Consider the following 19,062-nt stretch of genomic DNA (forward strand, 5'->3'; position numbering starts at 1 on the left):
AAGATTTTATCATAACTTCTTTAACATCAATCTTTGGCTACAAAAAGTACTGTCAGCTCCCTTTTTTGTGCTGGTTTTGGAAAATGTTCGGATTTCATGGTCTGCAGATACTCATCAAGTTCTTCATTGAATGTTTCGTTGTTGGAATATTGCAAGACCTGATAATCAAAATTGCCTTTGGTGTCGATGATTATTTTCACTTTTGCCTGTGCTCCCGCACTCTCTTTGGATGGTATCCAGTAGGTGTAAAGAATCTTATAGACCTTTTCAAGATAAGGATCTTTTTTGCCTTCAACAGACTTTATAGATTTTTCATGAGCGGGTTGAAACTCTTTGAGTTGCAACTTTTCCAGAAGTTTTTGCGCTTTTTTACCGCCTTTGCCCCTAAATTTACTGACTTCGGCCGATTTTTGTTTTGGCGTCTTTGTTTGCAAAGATCTTGTATCCAGTGAAGCGAAAAGATTTTTGATGTTTGCTCTTTTTTTTGGAGATTGTGAGCCACTCTTTCTGCTTTTTTTCGGTATACGCTTTTTTTCTACTCTCTTCTTGGCAACGACTTTTTTAAGCTCTTTTTTTGGCTCACTGATCATGACATCGATACTTTGCGCTTTTATGGAAATCTTTGTTGGATTTTCTTCATTGAAAAAATGAAACAAGCCCAACACAATGAGAAGATAGATGGCGACAGAGAGAGTGAAAGAGAAGAGCCCCAGTGTAAATCTATCCATTTGTTATAAGCGACACCTTTGAAAATCCAGCTTCCTTCACAACTTTGAGAACATACATGATATCACCGTAGCGCAATGACTTGTCCGCAGCAATATATACTGGTGTTTTTCTATCGAATCTGTTCGCAAGCATGATGAAGCTGTCGGCAAAATTTTTGTAATTCAATCTCTCTTTTCCAACGGTAATCGTTTTATCCTTTGTAATCTTTATCTGAATGCTTTTCACTTTTTGGTAGCTTTTTGTTTTCGATCCCTGGGGAAGATTGATATCTTCTTGATAGACAATAGCAGGTGCAGCCACCATCAAAATAGCCAAGAGTACCAACATTACATCGACAAGGGGTGTTATATTGAGTTCAGGTTTTTCGTCCCAATCAAACATTATCGATCCATTATAAGATCTAACTGCATGGAGAGTGTTGTCACCAGTTCATAGGCTTTTCTTTTTAAAATAAGATGATAGCTATATGCAAAGACAGCTACAAAAATCCCTGCTGCAGTCGCCACCAGAGCTTCACCGATAGAAGAGGATATGGTGGAGATGCTGGCTTTTGTAGAACCTAGAACATAAAAGGTCTCCAATATTGATACAACGGTACCAAAAAGACCTATAAAAGGAGATGTAGAGGCGGCTATGGATAAAAAAGTAAGACCGCTGGTTGCCTCTTTCGTACCGTTTTGTATGCAAAAATCCTGCGTTGTTTTCGTGATCTTGCTTTTACCTAAACATGTTTGTAAAAATGAGTTTGGCGCTGGACGATTACTGCCCATGTTGATCGTCTGTAAAGAGTTCTTTTCTCTATTTTGCCAAAAAAGAAGATAAAGATAGCGATAGAAAAAGAGCCAATTCACCAATAGAAAGTAGAGTGACAGCAGTGCAAGGACTGCTATCGTTATAGTATTGCTTTTTTGCAGGTAGGCAAGAATAAGATCGAAACCCATGTTAAACGATTTTCGCCGCTTTTTCTATTCGAGCTTCCACTGTTGCAAGTGCCGCTTTGTTTTCGCTTGCACTTTCGATAAGTTTTTTTGCCTCTTCTATTTTTTTTGCTATTTCGCTCTCAGTGGTACCTTCTAACGGCACAGCACCCTCAACAAGAGCAGTAGCCTGATTTTCAGAGACATTGACATGCCCCCAGTTGATTACGATAGACTCTTTCTTTCCATCGGGAAGCTCTATTTCAATCACGCCGGGTTTGAGAAGAGAGAGTAAAGAGGCATGCTTTGGCAAAACACCAAACTCACCCTCTTCTCCCGGAAATGTTACGCTTTTCACATCTCCTTGAAATATGAGACCTTCAGGCGTAACTATTTCAAGCTTCAATGTATCCATTCAAATCCTTTTATCGAAGCCTTGCTTCGTTATTTCGCTTTTAGTTTTTCTGCTTTTTCAAGAGCCTCGTCAATGTTTCCTACCATATAGAATGCCGCTTCAGGAATATCGTCATATTTTCCTTCAAGCAATCCTTTAAATCCTTCAATAGTCTCTTCGAGTGTCACATACTTACCAGGTGCTCCAGTGAATACTTCGGCGACGAAGAACGGTTGAGACAAGAATCTTTCGATTTTTCTTGCTCTCTCGACTGTGAGTTTATCTTCTTCAGAAAGTTCATCCATACCCAGAATTGCGATAATGTCTTGCAAATCTTTATATTTTTGCAATACCGCCTGAACACCTCGGGCAACCTTGTAGTGCTCTTCTCCAACGATATTTGGATCAAGCATTCGTGATGTACTATCAAGTGGATCCACTGCTGGATAGATACCTTTTTCTGCGATTCGTCTGTTCAAAACTGTTGTCGCATCAAGGTGTGCAAACACAGATGCAGGAGCAGGGTCGGTCAAATCGTCCGCTGGCACATATACAGCCTGAATAGAAGTGATAGAACCTTTTTTGGTCGATGTAATTCTCTCTTGAAGTCGTCCCATCTCACTTGCAAGTGTTGGTTGATAACCAACTGCCGATGGAATTCGTCCAAGAAGCGCGGACATCTCAGCACCTGCCTGAGCATATCGGAAAATATTGTCAATGAACATCAATACATCAAGACCCATTTCATCTCGGAAATATTCAGCCATAGTAAGACCGGTAAGTGCTATTCTGTTTCTTGCACCTGGAGGCTCGTTCATCTGACCGTAGCACAGTGCAACTTTATCCAAGACGTTGGACTCTTTCATTTCATAATAAAGGTCGTTCCCCTCCCGTGTTCGCTCACCAACACCAGCAAATACAGAGTAGCCAGAGTGTTTGTATGCAACATTGTGGATAAGCTCCATGATGATAACTGTCTTACCAACACCAGCACCACCAAAGAGACCAGTTTTTCCACCTTTTTTGTATGGCGCAAGAAGATCAACAACTTTAATCCCTGTTTCGAAAATCTCTTCTTTCGTACTTTGCTCTTCGAAAGGAGGTGCACTTCTGTGGATTGACCAGTAAGTTTTTGCTTGAAGAGGCTCTCCTTCATCAATGGTGTCGCCGATAACGTTAAAGATTCGTCCAAGGACTTCTTCACCGACAGGAACTTTAATGGAATCTCCAGTGGCTTTTACCTCCATTCCTCGAACGAGACCGTCTGTCATGTCCATTGCAATTGTTCGGACTCTGTTGTCTCCCAAATGAGCTGCAACTTCAAGAACGAGTCTGATTTTTTTATCTTCTACTTCCAGCTCCATCTCCAACGCTTCGTTGATGGCAGGAAGATAATCTTCGAAATCCACATCGACGACGGGACCCATAACCTGGATAATTTTACCTATTTTATTCGCCATTACCTTTCTCCTTTGTTATTTCATAGCTTCCATACCACTGATAATCTCAATAAGCTCAGTGGTGATAGATTCTTGTCGTGCTTTGTTGTACGAAATGGTGAGTGATCGGACCATCTCTTTTGCGTTGTTCGTTGCCGCATCCATAGCTTGCATTCGTGCACTGTGTTCTGCTGCCAGTGAATCAATCAAAGCATAGTACATATTAAATTCGATATATTTGTTAAGAAGCGATTCAAGAACCTTTTCGCTCTCATCCGGTTCCATTTCAAGCATCGATCCGTCTACCTCTTCGGTATATTTGCTGATATCGATCGGCAAAAGTTGAATCGCTTTCATCTCCTGGGTAATCATATTTTTGTATCCGTTATGAATCAAGATAACTTTATCGGTCTTTCCTTCGAGGAAATCCCCGACGGATTTCAATATATAATTCTTCGCTTCCTCATAGTTTGGTGAGGAACTAAGCCCCACAACGGAATCGTTGAGTTCATATCCTTGAAAATTGAAAAATTCTATCCCTTTTTTACCGACTGCTCGAAGTCTGACTTTCGCACCTTTTGACTGATACTCTTCAAGCAGCGATCGGACAGTTTTGATCGTTTGGTAGTTAAAACCGCCGCACAAGCCTTTATCGGCAGTAATAAAGATAATATCTACAACTGCTACTGCTTCAGGCTCTTCAAAATATCGTCCTTTGATTCCGCCAACTTTATATTTTTTTATTGAAGAGGCGATTTGTCGCAATGTGGCATTGATCGCATCTTCAAAATATTTCGTTCTTTTTGCAAGCTCTTCCGTTCTGCGAAGCTTCGCAGTGGAAACAAGCTTCATGGCTCGGGTGGTCTTCTGGGTATTTTTGACACTCCCGATCTTTCGCTTGATATCTTTTAAATTTGCCATTTTTTATCCTTATTCGGCACTAAAGCTTGCCTTGAACTCTTCGATAGCTTTGTTGAGCAACTCTTTTATCTCGTCATCGAGTGCTTTTCTCTCTCGAATAAGCTCGAAAATCTGTGGATATTTCGCTTCAATGAAGCTATAAAGTTCATACTCAAATTTTCCAATAGCACTCACTTCGATGTCGTCAAGGAAACCGTTGGCTCCTGCATAGATGATAACAACCTGCTTTTCTACTGGCAATGGTGAATAAGGAGGCTGCTTAAGGATCTCGACCATTCTCATACCACGTTCCAGCTGCTTACGACTCGCCTCATCCAAATCACTAGCAAACTGTGCAAAGGCTTCCAGTTCTCGATACTGAGCAAGGTCGAGTCGGAGCGTACCAGCAACCTGTTTCATCGCTTTGATCTGTGCGGCACCACCAACCCGTGATACAGAGATACCAACATTGATCGCAGGTCGGATACCAGCATTGAACAGATCAGACTCCAAGAAAATCTGTCCATCTGTAATAGAGATAACATTCGTTGGAATATATGCAGAAACGTCACCTGCCTGTGTTTCAATGATAGGCAATGCCGTCAAACTACCTGCACCGAGCTTGTCATTGAGCTTCGCAGCTCTCTCAAGCAGTCTTGAGTGTAGATAAAATACATCTCCAGGATACGCTTCCCGTCCAGGAGGTCTTCTGAGAATCAATGACATTTCTCGGTAAGCAACCGCGTGTTTACTCAAATCATCGTAAACGATAAGTGCGTGCTTACCGTTGTCTCTGAAATATTCTCCGATTGTTACACCGGTATATGGAGCCAAGAATTGAAGTGCAGCTGGTTCGCTGGCTCCCGCGTTTACCACGATGGTATAATCCATCGCTCCATGCTCTTCAAGTTTTTTCACAACCTGTGCCACAGTAGACTGCTTTTGCCCTACTGCAACATAGATACAAACAACATCTTGGCCTTTTTGATTGATGATCGTATCGATAGCGACGGTCGTTTTACCAGTCTGTCTGTCACCAATGATAAGCTCCCGCTGCCCTCTACCGATTGGAACGAGTGCGTCGATCGCTTTGATACCGGTTTGTAGTGGTTCATGAACAGATTTTCTTGCCATAATGCCAGGCGCTTTCTCTTCTACATATCGGTACTCAGTTGCTTCGATAGGACCTTTACCATCGATTGGCTCACCGATAGCGTTGATAACACGACCCACAAGCGCCTCGCCAACCGGAGCTTTCAAAAGCTGACCGAGTCGTTTTACACTGCTTCCCTCACGAATACCTTCACCACGTCCTAGAACAACAACACCTACATTTGTCTCTTCCAGGTTAAGAGCCATACCCTTGTCGCCATTGTCAAATTCAAGCATCTCTCCAGCCATAACGTTGTTAAGGCCGAATACTTTCGCAACTCCATCACCGAAAGAGATAACTTTTCCTGTTTCCTCTACATCGATTTTCAGTTCGAAATCTTCTATCCTCTCTTTTATGATAGAGCTGATCTCATCTGCTTGTAGTTTTTGTGCCACAGTTTCTCCTTTCTATATTGCTTTCAAAATATTTTCAATAAGCTGTTTTTTGATTTTACTTTTGGAAAATTCGATTTCTATTCCTACTGTATTGACTTCTACCTTTATTCCGTCATACGGCTCTTTACCTTGATGCAGAACAACTTCTCCATTCACCTTTTTCGAAAGTGCCTCAGCGATCTTTTTCAATTCGTTGTCTGAAAGTTTGAATTCCGAATAGACCACGCCATCGAACTTTCGCTCTTTCAATGCTCTTTGAATTTTCAGTTCATTGGCGAGGGCAGGGATAATTTCGAGCCTGTCCTTCTCTGCTAACAACTTGATGAGATGTACAAACTTCTTTCCGGCATCTTTAAAAGGAGCGAGCAGGATCTCCTCTTTTGCCGATTTTTCAACTTCAGGCGAGATGATGAACTCTTTGACTTTCCAGTCACGAAATAGCGCTGCTATAGCCACAAGGGCATCCTCTATTGCCTGAAGTTCCTTTTCACTGCAACTCTCCATTAATGCTTTTGCATACCGTTTGGCAATCAACTCTTCCATCAGGCCACCTTCTTCACGATAAGATTGACGAATTTCTCTTTTTCAAGTTCAAGTGCCTTCTCTTCAAAAAGCTCTTCAAGGACCTCTTTCGTTATAGCTCGAACTCGTTTCCTTTTCTCGAGTTCCATACTCTCTTCAAAACTCTTTTCAAGCATTTCGATCTCTTGTTTCGCCTGCTCTTTAATCTCTTTTGTCAAGATCTCGATCTCTTGTTTTGCTGTCTCGACAATCTCTTGAGCCAACTCTTTTGCTTTTTTCAATTCGGCTTCAGCCTGAGCCTTCTCCTCTTTCGCTTCTTTCAGCTTCGCTTCAACTTCCTCAAGACGTTTTGCGATGCCCTCTTTTCTTTCTTGAAAAAAACGCTTGATAGGTTCTGCAGCGAGATAATATAAAATAGCTGCAAATATCAAGAAGTTAACGGTTCTTGGAATGATATCCGTTCCACCGCTTGCAGCCGCTTCATTGGCAAACAACGAAACGGAGCCTAGCAGTAGAAGCATCAGAAGTTTTTGCTTCACACCCTCTCCTTCTTACAGTTTGTTAAATTTGGCTTTCAAAGCCTCTTTGAAAAGTGGCATTTGAGAAATCAAAGCGCTCTTAATGCTTTTTTCTTCTTCTGCCAACTCTTGCAAAAATGCAGTCTGTTTCTCTTCAAGCTCCACTCTTTTTTGGGCAATCAATTGTGCCATCTCGTTTTTCACCTTTGCGACTGCGTCACTTTTCATGCTGTTTGCCTGCGCTTTTGCTTCAGACACGATCGCTTTTGCTTCAGCCAATATGTGTTGCGAACCGGACTCATTCTCTTTTGCTTTTTCCAGATCTTCCTGAATGCTTCGCTCACGCTCTTGCATATACTCCATCAATGGTCGATAGAGCCAGGAGTTGAGAAGGAAAACAAGCACGAAAAAGACCGCAGCGGTCAGGACAATCAATCCAAAACTGATATCTAACATCGTACTCCCTTTTTAATTTTGTTCGGATTTTATCATACGTATCTATATAAAAAGTTTAAAGCAAAGAAACTCATTTCAACAAATCGATAAAACGTTTCACTTCTTCATCGTTGTCAAATGCAATGAGTACGCCGTCTTTTTTGATTTTTGCAGTAAAACCAAGCTCTGTAAGCCTCGTTTTGAGACCATTCAAGTCGATTTCGTTTTTTCTTGTTTTGGTACCTTTTGAAACACTTTTTTTCTTATTCTGTATGTACTTTTCAACATCTCGCACGCTCAATCTCTGGCCTATGATTGAATCAACCATAATCTGTTGTTCTTTCTCATCAAGGCCAACAATCACTTTTGCATGTCCAAAGGTTATTTTCCCTTCACCAAGTGCCTTTTGTGCGTAATCACTCAGCTGCAAAAGTCTGAGAGTATTGGTGATATGGGTCCTGCTTTTTTTGACTATATTGGCAAGTTCTTCATGGGTTATGCCGTACTCTTCGATGAGTTCTTTGTAACTTTGAGCGAGTTCAAGTGGAGTAAGGTTCTCTCTTTGGATATTTTCTATGAGTGCAAATTCGCGATACTTGTTTTTATCGACTTTGGCTACGATCGCTTTGATCGTTTTAAGACCTGCGAGTTTGCTTGCCCGAAGTCTTCGCTCCCCTGCTATGAGCATAAAACCATCGATATCCTCTATAACCACAATAGGCTGCAGCAGGCCATGGGACCGGATCGATTCGGCAAGTTCATGCAGCGCTTTTTCATCAAAATATCGTCTTGGCTGATAGGGGTTTTTTCGGATTTGATCAATCTCGATCTCTACAACCTCCTCATTTTGTGGAAGTTCTTTCTCATAGGCTTCGGCAACCTCTCCCAAAATGGAGCCAAGCCCTTTGCCGAGACTCTTCTTTTTACTCATGGGCATTTTCCAAGATTATTTTTGCCAAAGTCTTGTAGGCAATGGAGCCAGTGGAGTTCTTGTCATATTCGATAACAGGTTTTCCAAAGCTAGGGCTCTCGGCAAGTTTGACATTTCTTGGAATGACAATATATGCCGCACTCTCTTTGTCTTTGAAAAGCTTGTCGTTGAAATGATGGGTCAGATCCGCAAGCACCTGCTTGGAAAGGTTGTTCTGTCTGCTGTACATTGTCGGGAGAAAGCCTTTGATCTTCAATCCTGGATTAATCGTTTTTCGAATGAGGCGGATAGTATTCAAAAGCTGCGCAAGACCCTCAAGGGCAAAAAACTCACACTGAATGGGAATAATAACCGAGTGAGCTGCACTTAAAGCGTTTATCGTCATAGGTCCAAGAGCGGGAGGAGAATCGATGATTACGTAATCATACTCGGCAATTATTTCGGATATCGCTTCTTTGAGCATCAGTTCTCGTTTATTGCCACTGTTGTAGAACTCTTTTTCTATGCCTACCAAACCTATATTGGAAGGGGCTAAAAAGAGATTGTCCACATCGGTATCCAAGATAATCTGGGAAAGTTTTTTCGTACCGATCATCACGTGGTAGATATTGAACTCATAATCGTTTCTGCTATAGCCAAGGCTTGTTGTCGCATTCGCCTGGGGATCCGCATCGATCAAAAGAACATTTTTCCCCTCTTTCGCTAAGGATGCAGAGAGATTGACTGCCGTCGTCGTTTTCCCTACGCCGCCTTTTTGATTTGCTATAGCTATGATCTCTTTCATCGATACGAATACACCCTTTCTCCGCTTATTATCAACGCCCCATCCTCTGCAAGTTCGGCATTTTCAAGCAGGATCTCTTTGTCTTCAATATGTGTCCTGTAGGATTTGCTTTTATGAAATTCTAGCTTATATTTGCTAAAAATTTGCTTCCATGAAATTTTTTGCTCAATATGCGCAAAATAATCCCGCAAAAAAGGTTCTGCTTCTATTTCTATATCCAAAACGGCAAAACCTTTTGGCGCCTTTTTTGTATTGATCCCTATTCCGCAAACGATTACATCACCTACTTTGTTCGTTATGCAGCCTCCACACTTCTTCTCTTCTAGATAAAGATCATTTGGCCATTTGAGCCATACGCGCGATCCTTTTTGTTCCAATACCGTTTTTAGCTGATACATAAAATAGATGGCGATCGATTGCAGTGGCAGATCCTTGGGTAATTGGGAAGATTCCAGAGCGAATGAGAGAAAAAAGTTCCCCTCTTCACCGATCCACTCATTCCCTCTGCTTCCGACACCGCGGGTTTGCAACGTAGTAAAATAGGCAACGGGTGCAAAGACTTTCCGGTTTTTTAAATCTTCCAGTAACGCCGTTTGTGTCGAATCAATCTTTTCAAAAAAATGTATCTCCAACCTTGAGCCTTTTTCCTCGAAGATATGCCACTGCTTCCATCGCTTTTTTTGATGGGGGCTGAACACTCTTGATGCAAATCGATCCTCTCCTGCAACCCACTACAACACCTGCATCTGAAATTTCTAAAATTTTGCCCTCTTCATGTGTATTATCCGTTTCAACCAGGTCAATCTCTTTGAGTTTCAACCCGTTTTCCAAAAAGATACCTGGCCAAACAATAAAAGCTCTATACTTATTCCAAATAACTTTGGCATCGCTAAAGCGTATCTGGCCATCTTGTTTTCGAATCTTTTTGCAGTAACTTGCATCCACATCATGTTGTGCTATAGGAGCGATGTTTTCAAATGATTGAAGAACTTTTGGCGTCAACTCCTTTGCAAGATGGCTCAGCTTTTCAAAGAGCGTGATCGCATTGTCACTATTTTGGATATCGATCACATCGTAAGCCAAAATATCGCCCGTATCGAGACCTTCATCCATAAGCATTGCCGTGACGCCCGTGACAGTGTCGCCATTGAGCAGAGCATGCTGGATAGGGCTTGCACCACGATATTTCGGCAGGAGTGATGCGTGCAGGTTGATACAGGGAGCCAGTTGCAAAATCTCTTTTGGCAAAATCTGCCCGTAGGCAGCTACCACGATAAAATCTGGTGCGAGTGTGTGAAGCTGCTCATAAACTTCTTCACTTTTAAGTGTAGATGGCTGGAAAATCGGGATATCTACATTTTTCTCTATCAAAAACTTTTTCACATGCGGCGGTGTTACAACCTGTTTCCTGCCAACCGGTTTGTCTGGCTGCGTAAACACACCAACCACTTCAAACTTTTCAAGCAAGCCTTCTAAAATGGTCGTTGCATAATCGGGAGTTCCCATAAAAACAATTCTCATACAAATCCTTTATAGCTCATCGGCTTCTTAGCAAGATTTTCGAGAAAAATGGTAGCATAACTTCCTTTTGGGAGCGTAAATTCCAACAAAACGCCATCCCACTCTCTTTTGATATCCAAAATTTTGGGATAGACTATAGCATCGCGCCTTTCGCCTCTAAGAGGCAGCAGTGCATCATATTTCCTTTCTATTACTTTGGCTTCACCCTTTGCACGAAGCACTCTATTCCCTGGCAAAAGCCCTGTGGGAACGATCTCTTTTTGCAAAAAGGGCTCTTGTAAAATTGTATCCGAAACAAAAAATTTCTTACCTTTTCTATACACTTCTCCCGATAACAGCCTGAAGCCATTGCTGCTTTTTCGAACTCGCTCATCGAGCCATCTGTTGAAAAGGTCGCTCTGATAGATAAAAAGCAAAAACTTTTGCATCTTTTTATCTTTGGTGAAATAGTCTTCTTCTACAAAAGTTTTCGCTTTTTGCAAACCCTCTCTTCCAAAACGCTGATGACCAAAATAGTTCGGCATTCCGTGTTTTGCAGTCCAATAAGCAAGTTCTTGTAGTTTTTGGAAATCAGAAACATTATGCACTCGCATTATAAATCTATTACCAATCAAATCGCCCATATTGATCGGTCTATCATGCAGCGTCGTTGAAACAATTTTAATGGATGGATGTTTGAATCGCTTCAGTGATTTGGAAAAGTTTTTATGGAGAGAAATATATTGGATTGTGGTGGCGTATTTGTCTTTGAGCCCTGCATACCCGATTTTCACATCACCAAGTTCTCTTTTGAAAATAGTGATCAAATCCCATGTAGAAAGACCCTTTTTCTCTATTTTCAAAACAAGATATCCCCCCTTACCTTTCCACTGCAAGGGGATCTCTTCAACGAAAAAATCTTCGACGGAAGGACGGAACCGAAATCCGACACTCTCTTTGGTTAAGTAGCTTCGCATTGTCTGGGTACAAAAAGAGTTCCACCAAGATGCTCGCCTTGGAGCAAAAAACGGCTCGCATCATCAAGGTCAAATCCGCTTGCAAGATACATCGGAACGCCCCGTTCCATCAAAAACTGTGCCGCTTTGAGTTTCGTGACGATCCCTCCTGTTGCGAAAGAGTAGTTTGGATTGCACTGTTGTTGAAGAAGATCTTCAGGTATGGAATCCACCTCTTTTAAAAGTTTTGCATCGTCACTTCTTTTGGGATCTTTGTCATACAATCCATCGATATCACTGAGAATTGCTAAAAGATCGGCATCAAAATAGTATGCCACATGGGCTGAAAGCTGGTCATTGTCTCCAAACACGAGCTCTTCTGTGGCAGTCACATCGTTTTCATTGATGATGGGGATCACTCTGTTTTTCAGAAGAGTCTCGATAGCATTTTTCGCATGTGCTGTTCGCTTTCTACTGTCAAAATCGTCAGCACTCAAAAGCACCTGAGCAACATGTATACCAAATTTTTCAAATTTTTTATGATAACTTCGCATCAAAAGCGGTTGTCCGATCGCTGCAAGAGCCTGTTTGTTGGCAATGTTTGATTTGTCCAGTTTCAAAAGAGTGTATCCGGCTGCCACTGCACCGGAACTTACCAAGATCACTTCATATTTTTCATGCAGCTGACTCAAGAACTGGACTAGATTTGCCATTCGCTCTTTTGCAAGCCTGTTTTGTTCCGTTAAAACGGCACTGCCGACTTTAATCACTATTCGCTTCACTACGTTCCTTCTTGACCAGATCATAGAGTGCATATTTCAGTGCATCGATATTTATCCGTGCCACTGCCGAAATAGAGACAACAAAAAACGGTTTTGAAGAATCGTACGCATAGATATCTTGGATAAAATAGGGATAGCGCTCCTCCAATCCGTATCTATTATCTCCGCCTCTATTCAGATGCAAATCTTCAATAAATTTTTCTATTTTCTCTTTTGCTTCATCCTCTTGCAACGCATCGATCTTCGTCAACGCTATGGCAAAACTTCTTTTGGCAAGCTCTTCGCTGAAATTTTTCAGCTCTTTTTGAAGCGTTTTATACTGGGTCAATGGATCTCTGTAACTGGACATATCGATCATATACAAAAGAGACTTCGTTCTTTCTATATGTTTGAGAAACTGCAGTCCCAGACCCTTGCCTTCGCTTGCTCCACCAATGATACCCGGGATATCCGCCATCACGAAACTCTCAAATTCACTTACTCGCACTACTCCAAGTTTTGGCGTGAGCGTGGTGAATTCGTAGTTGGCAACTTCGGGTTTTGCATTGGAAATGGTGGAGATAAGTGTTGATTTTCCTACATTTGGAAATCCCACAAGTCCCACATCCGCTATCAGTTTGAGTTCCAGACGTATCTGGACCACTTTTCCAGGAAGTCCCGGCTGTGCATAGGTTGGTCGTTGATTGGAAGCACTTTTGAAGTGCCAGTTTCCTTTACCGCCTTTGCCTCCCTGTAAAAAGAGAACCTTTTGCCCATCTTCTACAAGATCAAAAATAAGCTCTCCGCTTTGGGCATCATATACCTGGGTTCCGGGAGGTACAATGAGGATAAGATCTTCCCCCTTTTTCCCATGTTTTCTTCGCCCCTCTCCTGGACGTCCGTTTTGTGCTTTTAAAACTTTTTTGCCTTTAAAGTGGGAAAGCGTATGGGTATTTTTATCTACAAGAAAATAGACATTGCCGCCATCACCGCCATCACCACCGTCAGGACCCCCTTTGGGAACAAACTTTTCTCTTCGAAAACTAACAGCGCCTTGTCCACCTTTTCCAGAATGGACGGTAAGCTCTACATTGTCGATAAACATCTATTTTCCTTTGTGACGTTGGACGTCGAATGCTTGAAGAGATTGCAGAAGAATGAATTTGAAACAATTTTGGGCGGGTGCCCAAAATTATTCTACTGGATACACAGAAACTTTTTGACGATCTTTTCCGTATCGCTCAAATTTTACAACGCCGTCAATGAGCGCAAAGATCGTATGATCTTTTCCAAGACCAACATTGTTTCCAGGGTGAACTTTTGTTCCTCTTTGTCGGATGATAATGTTTCCGGCTCGGACAAACTCACCACCGAATTTTTTTACGCCTAATCTACGACCCGCACTGTCGCGGTTATTCTGAGTACTACCCTGACCCTTCTTGTGTGCCATTTCTTCTCCTTATTATGCGTTGATAGCAGTGATTTTCACTCGCGTGAAGTCTCTTCTGAAACCTCTTTTGACTTTAGAGTCTTTTCTTCTTCTTTTTTTGAAGATGATAACTTTCTTACCTCGCCCCTCGTTGATCACTTCGCCCTCTACTACAGCACCTTCAACAAAAGGAGTACCAACTTTAAGCTCTCCATTGTCTACTGCAAGAACTTCTTTAAATTCAACTTTCGTTTTGGGCTCCAATCCCATTTTATCAAAGCAGATTATATCCCCTTCTTTGACCTTGTACTGCTTTCCGCCATTTTTGATGATTGCATACATCTTCGCCAATCCTTTGCCGATTTTTAGTTGCGAATGATATCAAAGAGGAGTTTAAAATTTGTTTAAACTTTTGCTATAGCATCTATCTCGACTAGTGCATTTTTTGGCAGGGTCTTGACTGCAACCGTACTGCGTGCCGGTTTATGATTTCCAAAAGCCTCTTCATATACCTGATTCACCGTTGCAAAATCATTCATATCGGCTAAAAAGATTGTGGTTTTTATCACTTTATCCATCCCAGAGCCCGCCGCTTCCAAAACATTTTTGAGATTTTGCAAAACCTGTTTTGCTTGCGTGGCGACATCTTTTGATAAAAGTTCATCACTGCCATCTGGCAAAAGCGCGATCTGACCCGAAGTATAGACCATACCATCGACAACCATTGCTTGAGAATATGGGCCAATTGCTTGTGGCGCATTAGAGGTTTGTATAGAATGCATTGCAACTCCTTATTATAAAAATTTTTGCTCTTATTGAACACAATGAGACAGTTTCGTTATTATATCTACAGCTCTTGACATTTGCAAATCAACATATTATAATTTCGCCTGAATTTATTGGGGTGTCGCCAAGCGGTAAGGCAGCGGGTTTTGGTCCCGCCATTCGGGGGTTCGAATCCTCCCACCCCAGCCACTTCTGACGCGGAGTAGAGCAGTCTGGTAGCTCGTCGGGCTCATAACCCGAAGGTCGCAGGTTCAAATCCTGCCTCCGCAACCAAAAACCCCACAATTTTGCCACAATTCATCCTTTTTGATTAAACTTTCTTCAAATTTGATTATGATACAATCTTTGCAAAACACCATATAAGGATGAAGCATGGGACCAGCCGAACTGCTCAACTCAATCAAGCTTCCTTTTGAGATACCACTGTTGTTGCACCCACCAATCGTGCATTTTGCCATTGCAATTCCGGTCATTGTACTGCTGCTTGAAATTGCAAATCTCATTGTCAAACGAAAATGTGTGGGAGTGATCTCATCTTTACTTTTGCTGTTGGCAACATTGATCTATTTCGCAGCCTTTTTTACGGGAAAAACAGATGGATCAGAAGCTTTCTCTCTTCTTTCGCACGATGGCCAAGCCGAACTTAAAGAGCATAAGCTTTTGGGAACCTACCTGGTGTATGGAATCACTATACTTTTTATACTGAAACTGATCATAGCAGCCATCAACAACAAAATAGCCAAAATTGTCTTTACGCTTCTTGTCGCGATCTTTGTAGGATTTGCTTTGAAACAGGGAAAAGATGGCGGTGAGCTTGTGTATAAATATGGCGCAAATGTTCAAGCAGTCAGTGCCATGGATGACAAGATCATGGAACTTGAAGACGAACTCGACAGCTGTAAAAGCGAACTCGAAAAAGCCAAAGAGACAAAACCCGCTCCTACGCAGCCACAGCCAGCAGCAGCTGCACCAAAAGCTGAAGAAAATGCACCAAAACAGACTACACCGGTAGAACAAAAAGAGACTACACCGGCTCCTGCAGAGCAAAAAGAGGCAGCACCGGCAACGCAAAGTGAGTCCTCAACGATTGAAGAAAAAGCGCAGGAAGCACTCAAACAGATCAAAGGTGAGATCGAAAAAGCAACCGAAGAAAACAGCACAGAAAATACACAAGAAAGCAATACTACTGAGCAAGAGGGACATTGATCCCTCTTGTTAAAAACTTCGTATCACCTCTTTAAAAACAAGGTACAGTTTTTCCACTTCCTCTTTTGATGTTCTCTCATTTGGCGCATGAATCGTATCGTTTTTCACACCAAACTCTATCGTTTTTACGCCATATTCAGCAAAAAATCGTGCATCACTTGTCCCACCGGCGGTAGAGTGTTTGGGTGTAATTCCTGTCATTTTTTTGATCGCTTGATCGATCACCTGTACCACTTTCGAGTTAGGATCGGTTAAAAACGGTTTTGCACTTTGACTCAGTTTCAGTGTATAGTTCATCCCATCAAAATATCGATGCACAAAACGTTCCACGTCCTGCATAGTCGTTTTTGTATTGTTCCGGACATTGAACATCATCTTCAGTCTGCCGGGCGTCACGTTTGTCACTTCCATCCCTGCCCTGATATCGGTAATGACAAACTTGCTCGGCGCAAAATACTCATCGCCACTGTCAAGATCGACTCCTGCCATTTTTGGTAAAACTTGAGCCACTTTGTGGATAGGGTTGACAGCTTTTTCAGGGTACGCTGCATGTCCTTGTTTGCCAATCTTTTCTATCACGCCGTTTATCGAACCTCTTCGGCCAATCTTTATCGCATCGCCAAAGCGCTCTTCGCATGTTGGCTCAGCAACGATGGCATACTGAGGAGTCATATGCATTCGCTCGAGTTCTTCCAAAGCATATTTCGTGCCCCACTTCGCCTCACCCTCTTCATCGCTTGTAAGAAGCAACGAAAGAGTTCCATGGAACACTTTTGCCTCTTTGACCGCCTGCACAAAAGCGGCAACACCACTTTTCATATCCTGCGCGCCTCGTGCATAGATAAAACCATCTTTTTCCAAAGGTTCAAATGGATCACTCTCCCATCCATCTCCCGGCGGAACCACATCCACATGGCCTGCAAAGCATAGATGCTCCCCTTCGCCAAACTTTTTGTACAGAAAGAGATTTTTCACGCCATGTTTATTGAACCACAGAGCGTGAAAGTCTGAGAGATACTCCCTGATAAACTCCAAACTCCCCGCATCATCAGGAGTGATACTGGGAAAAGAGAGCAGTTTCTTAAACAGATCGATGACTTCCATTTCCCTCCCTAAATCGTTTGATCATACAAAGGTAATCCTCAATGTTTTCAAAACGGTGATTACCTCCATATTCTACAATTCGGCGCTGATTTTCATACTTTTTCAAAGCAATGCGATAATCCAACACCTCGTCACCCGTTTGCAGCAAGACCAGAAAGAGGTGCTTTTTGAGATTGTTCGTATCGTAATTGAAAAGCTCTTTTATATACTCCTCTTTCCATTCAAACATATCTTCATCACAAAATCGCTCCTGCCATCCAATGTATGGCTTTAACGTCTCAAAAGGTCTCGTCGATGGGTTGATCAAAACTGCCTTGATATCATACTTTTGTCCTAAATAGGTGGCGTAGTATCCACCCAAAGAGGAGCCGACCAAAAGATCCACTTCACTTGATTGGATAATTTTTTCAAGTTCATGTATCGCTTTGGATGGCGATGGTGGTAAATCTGGCGCTACAACGTCACCAAAGTAGCTTTGCAACGCTCTTGATTTATTTCCCCGACCGCAACTTTTGAATCCGTGAATATACAAAATCATCACGGATGCTCATAAAAAAGATAAGGTGTGGAGTAGTCGCTAAATTCAAAATAGATCTTTTTGCGTCTCTCTTCTTTTTGCAAAATCCCATCTAGATTCGCATCAAGATAGCCATAGCCATATCGGTATGGTCTTGGACGACTGTCGTCTGTTCCATAGGCGGTGGAGATTTTATCGATATGCATGATTCTTTTTACCACTTTCCCACCGCTGTATATCTCAAGCACTCCGTTTGTTCCCGTCCAGTTGACGATAGCACGTCCCAGTTTGTTCTGTGTCTCCTGAGTACACCCGGTCAAGAAAAATGCTATAATTGGCACCAAGAGCAAGAGCTTTTTCATCGTTGTCCTTTTTCTTTGAATTATAGCAAAAAGGAGTTTTATGAGCGGTTGGACCTGTTCGCACCAAATCGGTGAATACTGTGATCTTTTGAAAAAGCCATGTGATCCGGGAGATAAAGGGTGTGTATTGTATGGAAAAGCACTCTTTAGCAATCCCCAGACACCGAGTAACGAAGCGTTGAGAAGAAGAGAAGAAATAGCCAAAAAACGGAAGGAGCGTGGATATGAATAGAGTATGGTTGATAATTGCCTCGGCCTGTGCCCTTTTTGCCTCCCAGTTCGCACCCAACAGTGCCTGCAAAGAGTGCCACCCACTGATCTACAAAGAGTATCAAACAAGTCAGCATGCCAATGCCACGATCTTTAAAGATCCTATCCACGCAGCGGTCTGGAAGAAAAATCCTTTGCATAAAAAAGGGGCCTACAAATGTGCCAAATGTCACACTCCAGCTGCGAATAACTTCAAACAGCTCGTTCAACCAAACGGTATAGGTCCTGATCCAAAAAATCCGACACAAAATGACGCGGTAGCCTGTGCATACTGCCACCGAATCAAAGGGATCAAAGAGGGCCTCAAAACAAATCACAATATCATCAGTAAAACACCAAAAAAATATTTTGGCACAAGAAAAGACCACATCAAATCACCATTTCATGAAATCGACACATCCAATAAAACTTTCTTGCAGGGCAACGTCTGTATGGGATGCCACTCCCACAAACGAAACAAATTTGGCCTCAACGTCTGTTCTACCAATCCTCACAGGGAAATAGAAAACGCCAACTGCGTCAGCTGCCACATGCCAAAAGTACCAGGAAGCGTTTCGACAATGAAAGAGAGGCAGATGCACACATTCCACGGATTTCCCGGAGCCCATGTTCATACTAAAATGCTTGCGCAATATGTGGATATCGAGTTTTTACCACATCTCAAAGGTTTTGAAGTCGCCATCAACTCAAAACTCCCTCATGATTTTTTGCTCCATCCTGCGCGTGTAGCATTTGCAAAAACGGTTGTCAAAAGAGATGGAAAAACAGTGTTTCAAAAAACGCAAATTCTCGTTCGCATCCTGGGAAGTGATGGAAAACCGACACCACCGTGGCTTGCCAAAGAGGTCGTCAAAGACACGATGCTCAAAGCAAATGAAAAAAGAGTCTTCAAATACGGCTTTGCGCTCAAAAAAGGAGATAAAGTCATAGTAGCTCTTGGATATAGACTTGTTAAACCTCCACTTGCCAAAAAACTTGGAATCAAAGCTCCTGAAGCCACAAAACCTATCATTTTCAAAAAAGAGGTCTTTACAGTGAAGTAGGCTCGGCCTTC

At 42.2% G+C, this 19,062-nt stretch carries 26 protein-coding genes and 2 tRNA genes; 5 read left to right on the forward strand and 23 right to left on the reverse strand.

Translation table 11 applies throughout. The features are described from left to right. Positions 1 to 26: 26 nt before the first annotated feature. The 20 genes from NIS_RS06515 to NIS_RS06610 form a co-directional block, all read right to left on the reverse strand. The gene (locus NIS_RS06515) at positions 27 to 728 is read right to left on the reverse strand and encodes an energy transducer TonB (RefSeq protein ID WP_012082588.1); all 702 of its coding nucleotides are present in this window, start codon (positions 726 to 728) and stop codon (positions 27 to 29) included. Further along, the gene (locus tag NIS_RS06520) at positions 721 to 1,110 is read right to left on the reverse strand and encodes an ExbD/TolR family protein (RefSeq protein WP_012082589.1); all 390 of its coding nucleotides are present in this window, start codon (positions 1,108 to 1,110) and stop codon (positions 721 to 723) included. Before NIS_RS06520 ends, NIS_RS06515 begins: the two co-directional genes overlap by 8 nt. Further along, entirely contained in the window at positions 1,110 to 1,670 is a 561-nt protein-coding gene (locus tag NIS_RS06525) for a MotA/TolQ/ExbB proton channel family protein (RefSeq protein ID WP_012082590.1), read from the reverse strand. Before NIS_RS06525 ends, NIS_RS06520 begins: the two co-directional genes overlap by 1 nt. Before the next feature lies 1 nt (position 1,671). Next, a complete protein-coding gene (gene atpC, locus NIS_RS06530) occupies positions 1,672 to 2,061 on the reverse strand; it encodes an ATP synthase F1 subunit epsilon (protein ID WP_012082591.1) in 390 nt (129 codons plus the stop codon). Between the two features lie 29 nt (positions 2,062 to 2,090). Further along, a complete protein-coding gene (atpD, locus tag NIS_RS06535; protein WP_012082592.1) occupies positions 2,091 to 3,500 on the reverse strand; it encodes a F0F1 ATP synthase subunit beta in 1,410 nt (469 codons plus the stop codon). Positions 3,501 to 3,515: 15 nt separating this feature from the next. Further along, positions 3,516 to 4,400: an ATP synthase F1 subunit gamma gene (gene atpG / locus NIS_RS06540; protein WP_012082593.1), complete on the reverse strand. Its 885-nt coding sequence runs from the start codon at positions 4,398 to 4,400 to the stop codon at positions 3,516 to 3,518. A 9-nt stretch (positions 4,401 to 4,409) separates the two neighbouring features. Then, positions 4,410 to 5,927 carry a F0F1 ATP synthase subunit alpha gene (gene atpA / locus NIS_RS06545; RefSeq protein WP_012082594.1) on the reverse strand — a complete coding sequence of 506 codons (1,518 nt, stop codon included), beginning with the start codon at positions 5,925 to 5,927 and terminating at the stop codon, positions 4,410 to 4,412. 12 nt (positions 5,928 to 5,939) lie between these two features. Beyond that, the gene (locus tag NIS_RS06550; RefSeq protein ID WP_012082595.1) at positions 5,940 to 6,470 is read right to left on the reverse strand and encodes a F0F1 ATP synthase subunit delta; all 531 of its coding nucleotides are present in this window, start codon (positions 6,468 to 6,470) and stop codon (positions 5,940 to 5,942) included. After that, the gene (locus tag NIS_RS06555; protein ID WP_012082596.1) at positions 6,470 to 6,988 is read right to left on the reverse strand and encodes a F0F1 ATP synthase subunit B; all 519 of its coding nucleotides are present in this window, start codon (positions 6,986 to 6,988) and stop codon (positions 6,470 to 6,472) included. The genes NIS_RS06550 and NIS_RS06555 overlap by 1 nt, the downstream gene beginning before the upstream one ends. A 12-nt stretch (positions 6,989 to 7,000) precedes the next feature. Continuing rightward, positions 7,001 to 7,423 (reverse strand): F0F1-type ATP synthase B' subunit, encoded by a 423-nt coding sequence (locus NIS_RS06560; RefSeq protein WP_012082597.1) that lies wholly within the window; start codon positions 7,421 to 7,423, stop codon positions 7,001 to 7,003. A gap of 70 nt (positions 7,424 to 7,493) precedes the next feature. Next, positions 7,494 to 8,333, reverse strand: coding sequence for a ParB/RepB/Spo0J family partition protein (locus tag NIS_RS06565; protein WP_041354045.1), 840 nt, complete (start codon positions 8,331 to 8,333; stop codon positions 7,494 to 7,496). Next, complete coding sequence (locus NIS_RS06570) at positions 8,326 to 9,117, reverse strand: ParA family protein (RefSeq protein WP_012082599.1); 792 nt, start codon at positions 9,115 to 9,117, stop codon at positions 8,326 to 8,328. The genes NIS_RS06565 and NIS_RS06570 overlap by 8 nt, the downstream gene beginning before the upstream one ends. After that, positions 9,114 to 9,749, reverse strand: coding sequence for a biotin--[acetyl-CoA-carboxylase] ligase (locus tag NIS_RS06575; RefSeq protein ID WP_012082600.1), 636 nt, complete (start codon positions 9,747 to 9,749; stop codon positions 9,114 to 9,116). Before NIS_RS06575 ends, NIS_RS06570 begins: the two co-directional genes overlap by 4 nt. Then, complete coding sequence (fmt, locus tag NIS_RS06580; RefSeq protein WP_012082601.1) at positions 9,730 to 10,638, reverse strand: methionyl-tRNA formyltransferase; 909 nt, start codon at positions 10,636 to 10,638, stop codon at positions 9,730 to 9,732. The genes NIS_RS06575 and fmt overlap by 20 nt, the downstream gene beginning before the upstream one ends. Further along, entirely contained in the window at positions 10,635 to 11,594 is a 960-nt protein-coding gene (locus NIS_RS06585; RefSeq protein WP_012082602.1) for a tRNA pseudouridine(13) synthase TruD, read from the reverse strand. The genes fmt and NIS_RS06585 overlap by 4 nt, the downstream gene beginning before the upstream one ends. Next, positions 11,579 to 12,355, reverse strand: a complete 777-nt coding sequence (gene proB, locus NIS_RS06590) for a glutamate 5-kinase (protein WP_041354046.1) — start codon at positions 12,353 to 12,355, stop codon at positions 11,579 to 11,581. The genes NIS_RS06585 and proB overlap by 16 nt, the downstream gene beginning before the upstream one ends. Beyond that, complete coding sequence (gene obgE / locus NIS_RS06595; RefSeq protein WP_012082604.1) at positions 12,336 to 13,439, reverse strand: GTPase ObgE; 1,104 nt, start codon at positions 13,437 to 13,439, stop codon at positions 12,336 to 12,338. Before obgE ends, proB begins: the two co-directional genes overlap by 20 nt. Positions 13,440 to 13,526: 87 nt before the next feature. Beyond that, positions 13,527 to 13,784, reverse strand: coding sequence for a 50S ribosomal protein L27 (rpmA, locus tag NIS_RS06600; protein WP_012082605.1), 258 nt, complete (start codon positions 13,782 to 13,784; stop codon positions 13,527 to 13,529). A 12-nt stretch (positions 13,785 to 13,796) separates the two neighbouring features. Next, positions 13,797 to 14,105, reverse strand: a complete 309-nt coding sequence (gene rplU / locus NIS_RS06605; protein ID WP_012082606.1) for a 50S ribosomal protein L21 — start codon at positions 14,103 to 14,105, stop codon at positions 13,797 to 13,799. Between the two features lie 62 nt (positions 14,106 to 14,167). After that, positions 14,168 to 14,545, reverse strand: a complete 378-nt coding sequence (locus tag NIS_RS06610; RefSeq protein ID WP_012082607.1) for a RidA family protein — start codon at positions 14,543 to 14,545, stop codon at positions 14,168 to 14,170. Positions 14,546 to 14,663: 118 nt separating this feature from the next. Here NIS_RS06610 and NIS_RS06615 point away from each other — a divergent pair. The 3 genes from NIS_RS06615 to NIS_RS10055 all read left to right on the forward strand — a co-directional run bounded on the left by NIS_RS06615 (position 14,664) and on the right by NIS_RS10055 (position 15,755). Further along, positions 14,664 to 14,738 (forward strand) — tRNA-Gln (locus tag NIS_RS06615). Positions 14,739 to 14,745: 7 nt separating this feature from the next. Next, positions 14,746 to 14,822, forward strand: a tRNA-Met gene (locus tag NIS_RS06620). Between the two features lie 99 nt (positions 14,823 to 14,921). Beyond that, on the forward strand, positions 14,922 to 15,755 hold the full coding sequence (locus NIS_RS10055; protein WP_012082608.1) for a DUF2231 domain-containing protein: 834 nt from the start codon (positions 14,922 to 14,924) through the stop codon (positions 15,753 to 15,755). A gap of 9 nt (positions 15,756 to 15,764) precedes the next feature. Here the strand turns inward: NIS_RS10055 and dapE are convergent, their stop codons facing one another. From dapE to NIS_RS06640, 3 genes are read right to left on the reverse strand one after another with little or no spacing between them, the layout of a single operon-like run. Next, positions 15,765 to 16,859 (reverse strand): succinyl-diaminopimelate desuccinylase, encoded by a 1,095-nt coding sequence (dapE, locus tag NIS_RS06630; RefSeq protein ID WP_012082609.1) that lies wholly within the window; start codon positions 16,857 to 16,859, stop codon positions 15,765 to 15,767. Further along, a complete protein-coding gene (locus tag NIS_RS06635; protein ID WP_012082610.1) occupies positions 16,837 to 17,397 on the reverse strand; it encodes a YqiA/YcfP family alpha/beta fold hydrolase in 561 nt (186 codons plus the stop codon). The genes dapE and NIS_RS06635 overlap by 23 nt, the downstream gene beginning before the upstream one ends. Then, positions 17,397 to 17,738 (reverse strand): hypothetical protein, encoded by a 342-nt coding sequence (locus tag NIS_RS06640; RefSeq protein ID WP_012082611.1) that lies wholly within the window; start codon positions 17,736 to 17,738, stop codon positions 17,397 to 17,399. Before NIS_RS06640 ends, NIS_RS06635 begins: the two co-directional genes overlap by 1 nt. A 40-nt stretch (positions 17,739 to 17,778) precedes the next feature. On the opposite strand from NIS_RS06640, the gene NIS_RS06645 reads away from it, so the two are divergent. Both NIS_RS06645 and NIS_RS06650 read left to right on the forward strand, forming a co-directional pair. Further along, complete coding sequence (locus tag NIS_RS06645; protein ID WP_041354047.1) at positions 17,779 to 17,970, forward strand: hypothetical protein; 192 nt, start codon at positions 17,779 to 17,781, stop codon at positions 17,968 to 17,970. Next, a complete protein-coding gene (locus NIS_RS06650) occupies positions 17,963 to 19,051 on the forward strand; it encodes a multiheme c-type cytochrome (protein WP_012082612.1) in 1,089 nt (362 codons plus the stop codon). Before NIS_RS06645 ends, NIS_RS06650 begins: the two co-directional genes overlap by 8 nt. Positions 19,052 to 19,062: the final 11 nt, after the last annotated feature.

Source organism: Nitratiruptor sp. SB155-2 (assembly GCF_000010325.1).
GTDB lineage: Bacteria > Campylobacterota > Campylobacteria > Campylobacterales > Nitratiruptoraceae > Nitratiruptor.